We start from the raw sequence: 14,150 nt of genomic DNA, 5'->3' as shown, positions 1-14,150 counted from the left end.
AGGGTGGCGTCTTCTGCTGTGCGAGCGAGGACGACCCGCGGCGCAGCGACGCCCAGGTGTATCAACGACCACGCGGGGCACCCCGTGTTCCCCGTGTGACGCGTACTACTACTCGGTGGCCGCCCGCCGACGCGTGCGCCGCGGCTGGCGACCCGGGTCCGGCTCGGCCCCGAGGACGTACGAGCAGTCCAGGTGGTTCCACCCGCAGCCGCGGCACACCTGGACGGCGTAGACGGAGAACTCCTCCTGGGCTCCGTCCATCCGGGCGAGCTCGGCCTGCGTCTTCGCCTGGCCGGCCGTGGGGCCGAGGTGCTCGCCGTAGACGTAGCTCACCAGCGTGAGCTCCACCTTGCGGCAGACCGGGCACACGACGTCGGTCGCCTCGCCGTGGTACTTCGCCGCCCGGGTGAGGTACGGACTGGCGTCGCAGACCTCGAACAGACCCGTGCGGCCGGCGTACACGTCGGCGAGGACGGCTCGCCGCTGCAGCGAGTAGTCCACGACGGATCGACGTCCGGGCACGGCGCCAATGTACGCACCGGCGGGGACACCGGCAGGCCCCCGCCGACATCGACACCGTCATCCGGCCCACCTCCAGGAGCTCGCGCCGAGCCTGGTGCCCGGATGGCACGGCCCCGCTGCACAGAGGACCCCGGCCCCCGTGCAGGGTCCCGCCGCGAGCGTGCGAGCGGTGGGGCAAGGGGGCCTTGATGTATCGTCCCGATACATCGATCCGCAGGACGGCGAGGGAGGCGACGTGCTCGAGTTCGCCATCCTCGGTCTGCTGCACCAGTCGCCGATGCACGGCTACGAGCTGCGCAAACAGCTGGCCCAGGTCCTCGGCGGTCTGCGCAGCATCTCCTACGGGTCGCTGTACCCCGCGCTCAAGCGGTTGCACGCGGCCGGCTACGTCACCACCGACGAGCCGGACCGGCGCGCCCTCCTGCCGGCGGACGCACCACCGCTGACCGGCCGGCGGGGCAAGGTGGTCTACACGATCACCGCCGAGGGCAAGGAGCGCTTCCACGAGCTGGTGAGCCAGGCCGGTCCGGAGGCGTACGACGACGGCGGGCTCTTCGGCGTCCGCCTGGCGTTCTTCCGGCACACCGCCGCCGACGTGCGGCTGCGGGTCCTCGAGGGCCGCCGCCGCACCGTCGAGCGGCAGCGCGAGGGCCTGCGGGCCTCGCTGAGCCGGACCCGCGAGCGGCTGGACCGCTACACCCTCGAGCTGCAGCGCCACGGTCTGGACTCGGTCGACCGCGAGGTCCGCTGGCTGGCCGAGCTCATCGACCGCGAGCTGGACGAGAACCAGCGGCGCCGAGCCGACGGCGCCGACCCCGGGGACCCCCCGGCACCTCCGGACGAGACGCCGCCGCAGCCCTGAGCGGTCCGTCCCCGACATCCCCGGTGGGAGAGCTCCGCGCCCGCCGCCCCCAGCAGGACCGTGCGCGGTCCGTGTCCACCGACCGCATCCGGTCTGTGAAGAAGAAGGAGAACCCATGGGATCCGTCAAGGTCGCCATCGTCGGTGTCGGCAACTGCGCCGCCTCGCTCGTGCAGGGTGTCCACTACTACCGCGACGCCGACGAGACCACGCCGGTGCCGGGCCTGATGCACGTCCGCTTCGGCGACTACCACGTCGCCGACGTGCAGTTCGTCGCGGCGTTCGACGTCGACGCCAAGAAGGTCGGCCGCGACCTCTCCGAGGCCATCGTCGCCAGCGAGAACAACACCATCACCATCTGCGACGTCCCGCCGCTGGGCGTGACCGTGCAGCGCGGCACCACCCTCGACGGCCTCGGCACGTACTACCGGGCGACGATCGAGGAGTCCGACGAGGAGCCGGTGGACGTCGTCGCGGCGCTGCGCGCGTCCGGCGCCGACGTGCTGGTCTGCTACCTGCCCGTCGGGTCGCAGCAGGCCGCCGAGTTCTACGCCCAGTGCGCCCTGGACGCCGGCGTGGCCTTCGTCAACGCGCTGCCGGTGTTCATCGCCGGCACCCAGGAGTGGGCCGACAAGTTCACCGCGGCCGGGGTGCCGATCGTCGGCGACGACATCAAGTCGCAGGTGGGCGCCACCATCACCCACCGCGTGCTGGCCAAGCTCTTCGAGGACCGCGGCGTGCAGCTCGACCGCACCATGCAGCTCAACGTCGGCGGCAACATGGACTTCAAGAACATGCTCGAGCGCGAGCGCCTGGAGTCCAAGAAGATCTCCAAGACCCAGGCCGTCACCAGCCAGGTCGACCGGGACATGGGCACCGACAACGTGCACATCGGCCCGTCGGACCACGTGCCGTGGCTGACCGACCGCAAGTGGGCCTACGTGCGCCTCGAGGGCCGCGCGTTCGGCGACGTCCCGCTGAACCTGGAGTACAAGCTCGAGGTCTGGGACTCCCCGAACTCGGCCGGCATCATCATCGACGCCGTCCGCGCCGCGAAGATCGCCAAGGACCGCGGGATCGGCGGCCCGATCCTCTCCGCGTCGTCCTACTTCATGAAGAGCCCGCCGGTGCAGTACAGCGACAGCCAGGCCCGCGACGCCGTCGAGGCCTTCATCCGGGGTGACGTCGACCGCTGAAGGACCCCGCCCACCCCACAGCTCACCCCGTCTCCTCCCGGTGCGCGCACCGGGAGGAGAAGGGGGTGACGTGCGTCAGGAGGCGGCGGCCGCCGGGACGGCCCCGGCCGGCTCCCCGGGTGCGGCCCGGTGCAGTTCCCTCCGTGCGCCCGGCACGTCGTCGGTGATCACGGCATCCACGCCGAGGTCGGCTGCCCAGCGCAGGTCGCGAGGTCGGTCGACCGTCCAGAGCGTCACAGGCAGGCCGAGCCACCGCGCCGTCCCCACCGCCTGCGGCGCACGCCGGACACCGACCAGCGGGAGATGCACCTGGTCGTGCCCGTCCTCGTGGGCGCGCCACACGACCGCGGCGGTCCGCGTCCACGTGTCGCCGAGCAGTGCGGTCCGCACGGGCAGGTCCACGCAGATCCTGCGGATCACCGCGAGCAGGGCGGGGTCGAAGGACGAGACGGTGACCTCGGCGCCTCCTGCGGTGGCGCCGAGCACGTCAGCCAGGGCGTGCGCGGTCCGTGCCGCGACGGTGACGTCGGTCACCGGCTTGGCCTCCACGACGACCTCGGAGCCGACGTGCTGCTGCGCTGCAGCGAGCACCTCGGCCAGCGTCGCGAGCGAGTTCCGGCCGGCGACGCCGAGCAGGTCGCCGCTCACGCTGGCCGCCACGTCCCGACGTGTCCCGGTCCGGGTGAGCACGACCGGGTCGTGGGCGCAGACGAGCGTGTCGTCCGCGGTGAGCCGCACGTCGACCTCGACCCCGTCCGCACCCTGGCGCAGGGCCTCGGTCACGGCTGCCACGGAGTTCTCCGGGCACCCCGGGGCCGGTGACCCTCGGTGTCCGACAACCCGGACCCGGTCGCTCTCCCGTACCGGAGGCACGAGGACGTCCTCCGGTACGGCGACCACCTCCCGGCCGTGCCGGTGAAGGCCGTGGTTCTCGTCCATCGCCGACCTCGTCTACCTGCCTGGGGGATCCGTCAGCGAGAGCCTTCGTCGCGGTGAGGTGCCTCGGTAGCCACTGCAGGGGTGAGGGGGGACCTCACGAGGTGTTGCTCCTGTAGACCTTGGTGGCCCCGCTTTCGCGCAGGCCGAGCGGTGCTCACCTTGGTGGGAGAGGCGCACACCCGGAACGGCGCTCCCCCAGTCCTGGGATGCCTACGTCGCGGCCCTTCCCGGACCCAGAGTCGTGTCAGGCCGAGCGCCGGCCGGGGATCCAAGGGGTGGCAGAGGATGACCAGGTCGACCAGGCGGATCACGGGGACGAGGACCGGCATCTCCCCGGTCAGGACGGCGGCCGGCGCGGCGGTGCTGACCTCGCCCGCACGGCTGTGCTTCATCGTCGAGGAGAAGTACGAGAACGACGTGATGCCGGGCGCCGTCGCGGACGTGCTGCGGTCCTGGGGACACCACGTGGACGTGCTGCGGCCGAACGCCGCGGTGGCGGACCTCTGGGACGTCCTCCCGTCGGACTCCACGGGATACGACGCGTTCGTCCTGAAGACCGTCTCCTCCGGCCCGGGCCTGAGCCTGCTCGAGGCCGCTGCGGCCGCCGGGATCACCACGGTCAACGACCACCGGGCGATCCGGCTGGCACGGGACAAGGCCGTCGCCGCCGTGCGTGCCCGCGCCGCCGGCATCCCCTTCCCGAGGACCTACTTCGCGTCCCGCTCGGCCCTGCTCCACCAGATCCCGCCGAGCGCGTACCCCCTAGTGGTCAAGCCCAACAACGGCAGCTCCTGCGAGCAGGTGCTCCGGGTGGACACCCCCAGCGAGCTCTCGCAGCTGGACCTCGAGGACAGCGGCCACCTGCTCGCGCAGCCGTACCTGCCGAACCCCGGCTACGACCTCAAGCTGTACAACACCGGCGACGAGGTGTTCGCCGCGGTGCGCCGCTCGCCGCTGCACCCCGGCGCCGATGTCGTCGAGGAGCCCATCCCCGTCACCCCCGAGCTGCGGTCGCTGGCCCTCGCGGTCGGCCGGGCGTTCCGGCTGGACATCTACGGCCTCGACGTCGTCGAGACCCCGGACGGCCCGGTCGTCCTGGACGTCAATGACTTCCCCAGCTTCGGCATGGTCCCCGAGGCGGCCTGGCGGCTGGCGCGCACCGTGCTGCGTGTGACCAGGCGCCGCGCCACGTCCGGCGCCTGCACCCGCCTCCGCCCCACCTTTGCGCCCCTCGCTCCTCTCCTGGAGGCCACGGCATGAGGATCCACCTGCTCGTCGAGTCGTCCCCGAACCCCGTCCTCACCGCCGTCATGGACGTCCTGGCTCGCCAGCACGAGGTCGCGGTCCACGACTCCCGGACCCTCCCCGCGGGGTACGGCCGGGACCGCGGCCTGCCGGCGCCGCCGGACGTCGTCCTCCTCAAGTCCCGCTCCCCGGAGGCGAGGCGGGTCGCGCAGAGTGCGGAGCGCGCCGGCAGCCTGGTGGTGAACCCCGCGGCCGCGACCGCCGCGGCGCTGGACCGCGCCGCCACGGCGGAGGCCCTGGACCGCGCCGGCGTCCCGGCCCCCCGCACCTGGTTCGTCCCCGCCTTGCGCGACCTGGCCGCGGACGGAGCGGCGCTGCCGTGGCCCCTGGTCGTCAAGAGCCGCACCAGCTCGCGCCGTGACCTCGTACGCCTGGTGGCCGACCCGACGGAGCTCGTCGAGCTGCTGCCCGAGTGGGGCGACGAGCCGGTCGTGGCCCAGGAATTCGCCGCCAACGACGGGTTCGACATCAAGGTGTGGGTGATTGGCGCGAGTCTGTCCGCGGCACGTCGACGCAGCGCGCTGGAGTCCACCGACAAGAACTCCGACGAGTTGCTGGACCCGGCGGACCTCCCGGCGGACTGGACCCGGACCGCGCGGGACGCCGGGGCGGCCCTGGGGCTGCAGCTGTACGGCGTCGACCTGCTGATCAGCGGGGGGCGGCCGGTGGCGGTGGACGTCAACCCCTTCCCCGGGTTCCGCGGCGCACGCGAGCCCGCGGCCTCCCTGCTCCGCTTCCTCTCGACCGTCAGGACGGCCACGAGGACGGTGGCGGCATGAGCACACAGACCGGGCCGGCGAGACCCAGGGTGATCGGCGCGACGGAGGCGCTCGACGCCTACCTCGCCCGGCAGGGCACAGCCCGGGCCCGGCCCCCGCTGCGATACCTGCGTCGCAAGCCCGGACGTGGGCTCGTCGCGGTCTTCGGCCCGGATCAGCTCGGGGACATCTACACCGTCACCGTCGACGAACGGTCCCTCCTCGAGGCGCCCGACGCTCCGACGGGCTCCTCCGGCCCCGCGGTCCACCAGTTCCCGGACGATCCACAGCTGCCGGACCTGGACACCGTCATGGCGCCGTCCGAGCACCGCCCCCTCGCCTTGGCCCTGGAGTCGGCTTCCCGACAGGTTCACGACGTGCCATCCGACTGGCACCTGCTGGACGTCGTCGCCGAGCCCGTGCGGTACAAGCCCGGGGACCGGTGCGTGATCCGCTACCGGCTGCGCTTCGGCGACCCGGGGAGCGCCCAGGGAGCGGACACCGCCGCGAGGACGTGCACCCTGGTCGCCAAGCTGTACCGGGAGCTGAGCGAGGCTCAGGCCGCCACGGACCTCCTCGCCCGGCTGCACGCCCAGGCAGCGGCCGCCTGGACCGCCCGGCCTGTCGGCGTCGTGCCCGGGCTGGCCCTGGCGCTGACCGAGGACCTCGGGAGCAGCCGCGACCCCGTGCCCGCGCGCTCCGGCCTGGACGTCGTCCACCTCGGGTCCGCGGAGGCGCTCGACGTGGTCCGCCGGGCGGCCCGGGCCCTCGCGGAGTTACACACCAGCGGCCTGGACACCGGCGGCCTGAGGCGGCGCACGGGAGCCGACGAGGCCGGGAAGGCGGCCAAGCGCGTGCGGCTGCTCGAGCAGTACGTGCCCGAGCTCGCCCCGGAGGTCCGCCGGGTCACCGGCGCGTTGTGCACCGCCCTGGCTGGTCTCCCGGCGGACACCCTCCGCCCCGGGCACGGCAGCTACAAGCCCAGTCAGCTGCTGGCCCGGGACGGTGCCGTGTTCCTCGTCGACTTCGACCAGTTCTGCCTGGCCGACCCGGCCCTCGACGTCGGCTACTTCCTCGCCTACCTGCGGCCTGCCGGGCTCTGGCACCACAGAGCCGGTCGGCGGGCGTGGTTCGAGGTGGCCGCCGACGCCTTCCTCTCGACGTACCTCCGCTGCCTCGCCGAGCGCGGGGAGTCCGCGACGACCTGTGCGGGCATCGCCGGGCGTGCCCCCGTGTTCGAGGCCGCGCTCCTCCTCAAGATCGCGGCGCGCCGGGTCAACCGGCTGCACAGCCCACGAGCCGGGGAGGTGGCCGCGGTGCTCGACGAGGTCTCCCGCTCGCTGGCGTCCGTCGAGGATCCCGGGACGCCGGTCAGCCGGTGATCACGAGGGAGTCCCGGATCCGCTCGAACGTGGGCCGGTGGTCCTCGAAGCTGTCCGGAGGAGCGGCGAACGCGAGGAGGACCGTTCCTCCGGCACCAGGTGGCTGGACGACGTCCACCAGCGCCCGCAGCTGGGTCCGCGGGTCCTGCGGGTTGGAGATGACGGCCTCCCTCTCATCGGCCATGACGCCGGCCACCGCGACCTGGCGGTGCGTCGGCTCGAACTGTGTGACCGGGGGCAGCAGCCATCCGAGCTGCTGCTCGAGCGCCTCGGGCGAGGAGGTGTCGAACGGGGAGGCCAAGCTGTACACGTACAGCCAGACGGCGTCGGCTGAGCCGGCCCGCACGGTCGCCGCCGTGCTCGTCCAGTCCTTGTTGAAGAACAGGCCGGTGGCTGCGGCCGGGTCGGGTCCCAGGAGGATGTCGCTGGCCGGTCCCGCCCTCGAGTCCCAGTCTGCGGGGTGGTCGAGCCGGAACGGGACCACGGTCAGGTCGCTGGTGTACCTCCGGTAGTCCTCCGGCAGCCAAGCACGCACGGCCAGTGCGGCCACGGCGACGAGCACGGCGGCGACCGCGACGAGGGCCACGAGCCCCCATCGGCGCCTCGGCGCCCGCGGTGCAGGGCGCGACCCTCGTGGTCCCTGCCCCCCGTCCGAGTGGTCCGAGCCGGCCTCGTCGTCCGGGTAGGACTCGGAGAACTCCTCGGGGTCGGGCTCGTGGCCTACCGGCAGGACGGTGTCGCGCGAGGCACCCGCAGGGGGCGGGAACCGCACGATCGAGCCGGACGGGAAGGACGGGTGCTCGCTCCGGCCGAGCACCTCGTCAGTGACCGTGCCGGGTTCCGCTGAGGAGTTGTCGGACGTGGCCTCGGCGCCGACCCCTCCGCCGTCCCGGGTCGGCCGACCTCCGGTGGGGGAGACCGGGGCGGACACGTCGAGGGCCAGCTCGAGCTCCCCGAGAAACTCCTGGCACGACTCGTACCGGTCCGCGGGGTCCTTGGCCATGGCCCGCGCCACCACGGCGTTGACCGCTGCGGGCAGCTCCGGACGGGCACCCGTGACCGGCGGGGGCGCCTCCACCAGGTGTGCCCAGAGCAGCGCGGTGTCGTCGTCCCGGCGGAAGGGCAGCTGCCCGGTCAGGCACTCGTAGAGCACACAGCTCAGCGCGTAGATGTCGGTGCCGGGTCCCACCGGTCTGCCCTGGATCTGCTCGGGAGAGACGTAGTCGACGGTGCCGAGGAAGTGCCCCGTGCCGGTCAGCCCGCCCGACAGCTCGGAGGCGCGCTTGGTGAGGCCGAAGTCCGTCAGGTACACGTGATCACCGCGTGCGGAACGGGGCTGCTCCTGGCCCGCCGTGACCAGGATGTTGCCCGGCTTGACGTCCCGGTGCACCAGCCCGGCCCGATGGGCGGAGTCCAGCGCATCCCCGATCTGACCGAACAACCGCAGCGTCCGATCCACCGGCAGCCGGCCGCCCTCCTCCGCCAGCACACCTTTCAGGTCGCTCCCCACCACGTAGCGCATCGCGATGAAGAGCTGCTCGTCGGCTTCTCCGGCCTCGTAGATGGGCACGATGTTCGGGTGGTCCAGCGATGCGGCCAGCCGCGACTCCCTGATGAACCGCTGCCGGAACTGCTCGGTGTCGGCCAGCTGCGGAGACAGCAGCTTCAGCGCCACCTTCCGGCCCAGGCGCATGTCCTCCGCCCGGTACACCACCGCCATGCCGCCACGGCCGATGAGGGACTCGATCCGGTAACCCGCGACCAGGGTGCCTGGTTGCTGGATCGGCATGATCCTCCGCTCCGCTTACCCTGCTGGTTGGCCGCACCGGCCGCAGTACCGGTGCTGGGGCGCGAGGCGGACCCCGCACGAGGTGCAGAACGTGGGCCGGTCCTCCGCGGTCGGCTGGGACGCGGCCCCGCGACGGGTCGAGGGCACCGGCGTCGGCTCGGCGAAGGCGCGTGACGCCCGATGGGAGCCGTCACCGCCAGCGCCTGCCTGGCCGTGCCGGGTGACCGGCCTGGACGGTGCAGACCCCGAGGGAGTCGGCTCGCCCCGGTTGGTGGACGGCGCCGCGCCCGGCCTCGACTCGTCGCTCTCGACGACGACCACCGAACCGGTCCCGGTGCCGGAGCCCGAGCCGGAGGCCACGCTGGGCGCCGCCTGCCGCTCTCGGCGTCCGGTCCCCGACGGGTCGGACGGGTCGGTCTGGCCCTCCCCGTACCCGGCCGCCCCTGCTCTGGGCCTCGGCATCCCCGGCAACGGGGTCCCGCTGCCCGGGGCTGAGGCGTGGCGCCGCCGGCGCAGGACCAGCACGGCGACGACCGCGAGCAGCAGCAGCACGAGCAGCACGACCGCCCAGGGGAAGCTGGTCGCACTCCCGGTGCCCGCCGAGTCGGCGGGAGGGGCCGGAGGCGCCGGCCCCGGTGTCCCTGCAGCGACGTTCTGCTCGGCCACGGCGAGGTTGGCGGCAGCAAGGGCGTGGCCGGGGAAGAGGTCGAGGGTCGCCCTCAGGCTGGGGATGGAGGCGGCGAACCCCCCGTTCTTGAACGCGTGCATCGCCGCCTCGTAGCTGGTGTCCACCGGTCCCTGGCGGGGCGTGATCCCCTCCGCGGACAGGACGCCGCGGATCGCACCGGCGTCGACGAGCCGGCCGGGCGCGGCCGGCGGGGGTCCGGAGTCCGCGTCCGGCACGAGGAAGCCGACGACCTGGCCCTGCTCGGCGACGAGCGGGCCGCCGAGCATCCCGGCCGGCAGTGCGGCGGCCATGTCGACGTTCGCCTTGTACTCCTTCTCGTCCAGGTTCTCGGTCTTCAGCCGGGTCCCCCCGGGCTCGGCCAGGTGGGCGTTGACCGACCGCGGCGGGTCGGCACCGTTCGGGACGCCCGTGAACCCGAGGCCCGCGAGCATGTACGCCCCCGCCGTGGACTCGCCGAGGGGCACCGTCGGCATGCCGCTGGCTCCCCGGACCCGGAGCACCGCGACGTCCGGCGTGCTGCTCTGCAGCAGCTCGGCCGGCAGCTGCCCGTACTCCTCCTGGGAGGTGACGTGGGGGTAGACGACGTAGGTCGGCTCGACCGTGACGACACATCCCCCGGCGTCGTTGGTGCGGTGCGGCGGGTAGCAGGCCTCCAGCCGCTGCTGGAGCCGGCTCGCGGGGTCGCCGACCCGCTGCTCGGTGAAGAGGTCGCCGCCTAGGGGCGCCTGGTCCCCGTACCGTTTCACGAAGGCCTCGTTGATCGCGTAGACCCGCGCCCGGTCGAGGTCGTTCTGCGTGATCGCACCCGTGGTGACGATCGTCCCGGTCGACTCGACCACGAACCCGCTGGCGGTGGCGAGCACCGGGGTCGAGGTGCTCTGGATGATCCGGATGTGTATGCCCCCGGGGTCGCTCAGCAGGTGCTCCACCAGGGCGACCTCGACCTTGGCCCGCGCCTCCACGTATACGACACCGGGTGCAGCCCGCTCGGTGGGCGTGGGGTGCTCGTGCGCGCCGGCCGGCACCGCGGGCAGCGACAAAGCGGCGGCGAGAGCGACGACGAAGAGGATTCGGCGACGGTGAGCAGTCATGTGCACTCCGTGTGGCCCATGGCAGTGGGGAAGCCACCCAGATCGGGCCCGAGGGGACCATGCAAGACCCGCCACAGGGGGGTGTCAACCGATTCCCGGATCCCTCGTCCCGGCCGTCAGGACACGGAGCTGCGCTGCGGCTCGTCGAGGAGAGCCAGCGTGTGGCGCAGCCGCTCCGGCTTGAGCTGGCACCAGCTCCGGACGGCGAGGCGCGCCAGTGCCACCGTCCGGTACGCGGCCACCCGGCCGAGCAGCACGCCGGGGTCGCTGCTGCCACTCAGCCGCAGGTAGTCCCGGAGGAAGGCGGACCCGAGGTCCTCACCGCCGGCACGGGTCACCCCGCCTGCGTCCTGGGCCCGGCGGATCGTCACCGCGAGGTACCCGGTGAACTGACCGAGGTCCAGGGCCGGCTCCGCGAGGCACACCGTGTCGAAGTCGACCAGGCCGGTGGTCGGGCCGTCGAACAGGACCTGCGAGGGGTGGAAGTCGCCGTGGGCGACGCCGAGTGGTCCCGGTGGGTCGAACGCGAGGTCGCCGACCGCGCCGAGGTGACGGTGCAGCGACGCGGCGAGCGCCGGGGTCAGCGGGGCGAGGTCATCGACGGCGGCGCGCACCCTGTCGATCTCGTCGGCGAGAGTGCGAGTGGCCCCGACCGGGATCGACGACCGGTGCAGGGCGGCGGCGATGCGGGCACAGGCCGCGACCGCCCCCTCGGGCGTGAGGCCAGCGGCCGCCGGCGCGGCGGCCACGCCCGCCCTGGCCCGTATCAGCGCCGGCAGCAGCGGGGATCCGGGCACCGCCTCGAGGAGCGCCAGCCGGAGGTCGGGGAGGTAGGCCTGGAACCGGGGCACCAGGAACGGCAGGGATGAGTCCGACCCGTCCAGCAGGCCCTCCCGGAGCGCGGTCACGGCCGGACCGACGAGTCCCCCCCGACCGTCCCCGTACACCGTGCCGTAGACGACCTGCTTCAGGCTGCGACGGCTCGGTTGCAGGCGCCACGCCAGGTCGTACCGGAGCACACAGCTGTCCGGCCCGTAGCGGACCACCTCGGCACGGCAGCCCCCGAGGAGCAGTCCGGGCACCGACCTCGTGAGCAACGGCCCGAGCATCTCCACGAGCTCCGGGGTATCGGTGGCGAGCACCAGGCCCGGGAGCACGGGGTCGATCGGGAACGCGTGCAGGACGAGGCGCAGCTCGCGCATCAGGAGCACCGGCCGGGTGAAGGCGCGCAGGTCGTCTCGGCCGTCCAGGTGATCGGCCAGCGGGTCGACGTGCGACAGCCACCTCTCGACACCCTCCGCCGTCGAGGACAACCGCCCCGCGACGAGCTGCTCCACCGTCTCGCCGGTACCTCGGCGCCGCAGCTCCAGCCGGTACTGCAGGGTGGCCCCCTGCCCCGGTTCGACAGACGGCTTCCCGGGTGAGCAGGCCAGCAGCTCCCAGTCGTCGGCGAGCATGCGCTGCAGGCGCGGAGCCATCGCCGAAGCGGTCAGTGCCTCGGCCAGCCCCGGCAGTGCCCGGATCAGGGCGGGGGAGCGGAGGGGGTCCAGGCCGTCCTCGCCGGGCGACCGGCGAGGGACGGTGGGGATCCAGCCGGTGAGTGCCCGGAACTCGTCCGTGGACGCCGGCCGTGGCACCCACTCGGTGAGGACGGTGCCGAACCTCTCCGGCTCCACCGTCTCCGCGGCGTCCAGCTCCGGCTCGGCCTCGCGTTCGGGTGCGACGCCGGCCGGCGCCCCGGCCAGGGCACCGCCGGCTGCGGCGTCGGCCGAGGGGGCAGCGGCCATCGCCTGCCCGAACTGCCGGGCGTACAGCTCGGCGTAGAGCCCGCCGCTGGCGAGCAGGTCGGCCGGGCTGCCCTCCTCGAGGATCCGGCCGGCCGAGATCACCAGGACTCGGTCCACCGTGCGGATGAGGTTCAGGTCGTGCGACACGATGAGCGTGGACCTGTTGCGGGCCAGGGTCTGCAGGGCCTCGGCCACGAGCGCGGCCGACTCGGCGTCCAACCCCGTCGTCGGCTCGTCCATGATCAGGATGGGGGTGTCGCGGATGAACGCGCGCGCGATGGCCAGGCGCTGTCGTTGGCCACCGGACAGCGTCGCGGCGCGCTCGCCCAGAACGGTGTCGTAGCCGTCGGGCAGTGCCATGACGAAGTCGTGGGCGTTCGCCAGCTCGGCGGCGCGGACGACGTCCTCGATCGTGGCTCCCTCGCGGCCGTAGGCGATGTTCTCGGCGACCGTGCCGCGGAGCAGGATCGTCTCCTGCAGCACCATGCTGATCCGCGACCGCAGGGACTCGAGGGTGAACTGCCGGACGTCCTGGCCGTCGATGAGGACGGCGCCCACGTGGGGGTCGTAGAGCCGCGGCACCAGCTGGGCGATCGTGCTCTTGCCCGCCCCGCTGTGCCCCACCAGTGCCACAGCCTCGCCGGCGGTCATCCGGAAGCTCACGGACTGCAGAGCCAGCCGCGCGTCCGCCTCCTCCGGGTCGTCGGACACCGAGTGGTAGGCGAAGCCGACGTCGCGGAACTCGATCTCGCCCCGGAGCGGCGGCGCCGGGCGCGCGTCGGGCGTGTCCAGCACCGTGGGCCGGAGGTCGAGCAGCTCACCGACCCGGTCCACGCTGGCGTAGACGGCCGCGACCTTGTTCCACTGCTTGATGATCCGGCGGATCGGCTTGAACAGGTTCTGGATCAGCAGGATGAACGCCACGAGGTCGCCGGCGGTGAGCGTGCGGGCCGACACCAGCCGGGCGCCCACCAGGATCACGACCGCGATGCCGATCGACTCCACGATCGCGACGGTGAAGCTGAAGACGGCCTCCAGCCGCGCCGTGCGCAGGACGGCGTCCCGCGCCGAGCGGCTCTGGCCCGCGAACTTCTGCGCCTGCAACTCGTTCCGGCCGTACACCTGGGCGAGGCTGATCGTCGACAGCATCTCCTGTGCGGTGGACGCCAGCTCGCCCTCGCTGGCCCGCAGCTGCTTGGAGGCCGACTTGATCCGCCGGGCGAACACGTTCGAGACCACCGTCAGCAGGGGCACGATCGCCACCGCGAGCAGCGCGACCTGCCAGGACTGCCGGAAGAGGTAGGCCATCGTCGCCGCGATGATCAGCACGCTGCCCACGAGGTCGCCGACGGAGTCCTCGACGAAGTCCTCCATGGCCTTGACGTCGCCGGTCAGGCGCGTGAGTACGTCGCCTGTGCTGCGCCTGAGGTGGAAGGCCAGCGGGAGCCGCTGCAGGTGGGCGAAGAGGGTGCCGCGCAGGTTGAACCCGAGCGTGCGCGCGGCCTGGGCCAGGGAGATCTCCGCCAGGGACGCCGAGAAGCTGTTCACGGCCGTGGCCGCGACGATACCCGCCGCGATCACGACGATGGTGGCCTCGACCGGCGGGACGAACCCGAACCACTCCGGCAGCTTGCCGATGTTGAGGAAGTCGGTCAGCTTGCTGATCAGGTCTGGCACCGCGATCGCGGTGACCGCCTCGAGCGCAAGCAGCACGGTGGCGAACACGAAGGCGCGGCGCTGCCCCGCGGTGAAGCGCCCGAACATCCGCAGCGTGCGACGGAGGTCGCCGCCGCCCTTCATGACGGGCCGTCCGTGGCCACGCGCGCCTCCCG

The 14,150-nt window shown here is 73.1% G+C and carries 10 protein-coding genes; 5 read left to right on the top strand and 5 right to left on the bottom strand.

Translation table 11 applies throughout. The features are described from left to right. Window positions 1–108 precede the first annotated feature (108 nt). Window positions 109–522, bottom strand: a complete 414-nt coding sequence (locus ACWIX7_RS13155) for a DUF5318 family protein (RefSeq protein WP_448621978.1) — start codon at window positions 520–522, stop codon at window positions 109–111. Between the two features lie 235 nt (window positions 523–757). Here ACWIX7_RS13155 and ACWIX7_RS13150 point away from each other — a divergent pair, with 235 nt between their 5' ends. Continuing rightward, a complete protein-coding gene (locus ACWIX7_RS13150; protein WP_448621977.1) occupies window positions 758–1,384 on the top strand; it encodes a PadR family transcriptional regulator in 627 nt (208 codons plus the stop codon). A 115-nt stretch (window positions 1,385–1,499) separates the two neighbouring features. Further along, complete coding sequence (locus ACWIX7_RS13145) at window positions 1,500–2,579, top strand: inositol-3-phosphate synthase (RefSeq protein ID WP_448621964.1); 1,080 nt, start codon at window positions 1,500–1,502, stop codon at window positions 2,577–2,579. 75 nt (window positions 2,580–2,654) lie between these two features. Here ACWIX7_RS13145 and ACWIX7_RS13140 read toward each other — a convergent pair whose 3' ends face one another. Further along, entirely contained in the window at window positions 2,655–3,518 is an 864-nt protein-coding gene (locus ACWIX7_RS13140; RefSeq protein WP_448621976.1) for a glycerophosphodiester phosphodiesterase, read from the bottom strand. Between the two features lie 285 nt (window positions 3,519–3,803). Between ACWIX7_RS13140 and ACWIX7_RS13135 the strand changes: the two genes are divergently transcribed. The 3 genes from ACWIX7_RS13135 to ACWIX7_RS13125 are packed head-to-tail and all read left to right on the top strand — an operon-like array spanning window position 3,804 to window position 6,963. Continuing rightward, window positions 3,804–4,778, top strand: a complete 975-nt coding sequence (locus tag ACWIX7_RS13135; protein ID WP_448621975.1) for an ATP-grasp domain-containing protein — start codon at window positions 3,804–3,806, stop codon at window positions 4,776–4,778. Further along, window positions 4,775–5,602: an ATP-grasp domain-containing protein gene (locus ACWIX7_RS13130; protein WP_448621974.1), complete on the top strand. Its 828-nt coding sequence runs from the start codon at window positions 4,775–4,777 to the stop codon at window positions 5,600–5,602. Before ACWIX7_RS13135 ends, ACWIX7_RS13130 begins: the two co-directional genes overlap by 4 nt. After that, window positions 5,599–6,963: a phosphotransferase family protein gene (locus ACWIX7_RS13125; protein WP_448621973.1), complete on the top strand. Its 1,365-nt coding sequence runs from the start codon at window positions 5,599–5,601 to the stop codon at window positions 6,961–6,963. The genes ACWIX7_RS13130 and ACWIX7_RS13125 overlap by 4 nt, the downstream gene beginning before the upstream one ends. Here ACWIX7_RS13125 and ACWIX7_RS13120 read toward each other — a convergent pair. The 3 genes from ACWIX7_RS13120 to ACWIX7_RS13110 all read right to left on the bottom strand — a co-directional run bounded on the left by ACWIX7_RS13120 (window position 6,953) and on the right by ACWIX7_RS13110 (window position 14,118). After that, the gene (locus ACWIX7_RS13120) at window positions 6,953–8,752 is read right to left on the bottom strand and encodes a serine/threonine-protein kinase (protein ID WP_448621972.1); all 1,800 of its coding nucleotides are present in this window, start codon (window positions 8,750–8,752) and stop codon (window positions 6,953–6,955) included. The two genes, ACWIX7_RS13125 and ACWIX7_RS13120, sit on opposite strands and share 11 nt — an antisense overlap. A gap of 15 nt (window positions 8,753–8,767) precedes the next feature. After that, window positions 8,768–10,531, bottom strand: a complete 1,764-nt coding sequence (locus tag ACWIX7_RS13115; protein ID WP_448621971.1) for a trypsin-like peptidase domain-containing protein — start codon at window positions 10,529–10,531, stop codon at window positions 8,768–8,770. A gap of 116 nt (window positions 10,532–10,647) precedes the next feature. After that, the gene (locus tag ACWIX7_RS13110) at window positions 10,648–14,118 is read right to left on the bottom strand and encodes an ABC transporter transmembrane domain-containing protein (protein ID WP_448621970.1); all 3,471 of its coding nucleotides are present in this window, start codon (window positions 14,116–14,118) and stop codon (window positions 10,648–10,650) included. Window positions 14,119–14,150 lie beyond the last annotated feature (32 nt).

It is taken from the genome of Geodermatophilus sp. URMC 65 (assembly GCF_053502545.1).
The sequence above is the reverse complement of the archived record's forward strand: the minus strand, read 5'-3'. Positions and strand labels throughout refer to the sequence as shown.

Coding starts and splice junctions, on each gene's coding strand:
- ACWIX7_RS13145 (WP_448621964.1), top strand. CDS start 1,500: ATGGGATCCGTCAAGGTCGCCATCGTCGGTGTCGGCAACTGCGCCGCC.
- ACWIX7_RS13140 (WP_448621976.1), bottom strand. CDS start 3,518: ATGGACGAGAACCACGGCCTTCACCGGCACGGCCGGGAGGTGGTCGCC.
- ACWIX7_RS13135 (WP_448621975.1), top strand. CDS start 3,804: ATGACCAGGTCGACCAGGCGGATCACGGGGACGAGGACCGGCATCTCC.
- ACWIX7_RS13130 (WP_448621974.1), top strand. CDS start 4,775: ATGAGGATCCACCTGCTCGTCGAGTCGTCCCCGAACCCCGTCCTCACC.
- ACWIX7_RS13125 (WP_448621973.1), top strand. CDS start 5,599: ATGAGCACACAGACCGGGCCGGCGAGACCCAGGGTGATCGGCGCGACG.
- ACWIX7_RS13120 (WP_448621972.1), bottom strand. CDS start 8,752: ATGCCGATCCAGCAACCAGGCACCCTGGTCGCGGGTTACCGGATCGAG.
- ACWIX7_RS13115 (WP_448621971.1), bottom strand. CDS start 10,531: ATGACTGCTCACCGTCGCCGAATCCTCTTCGTCGTCGCTCTCGCCGCC.
- ACWIX7_RS13110 (WP_448621970.1), bottom strand. CDS start 14,118: ATGAAGGGCGGCGGCGACCTCCGTCGCACGCTGCGGATGTTCGGGCGC.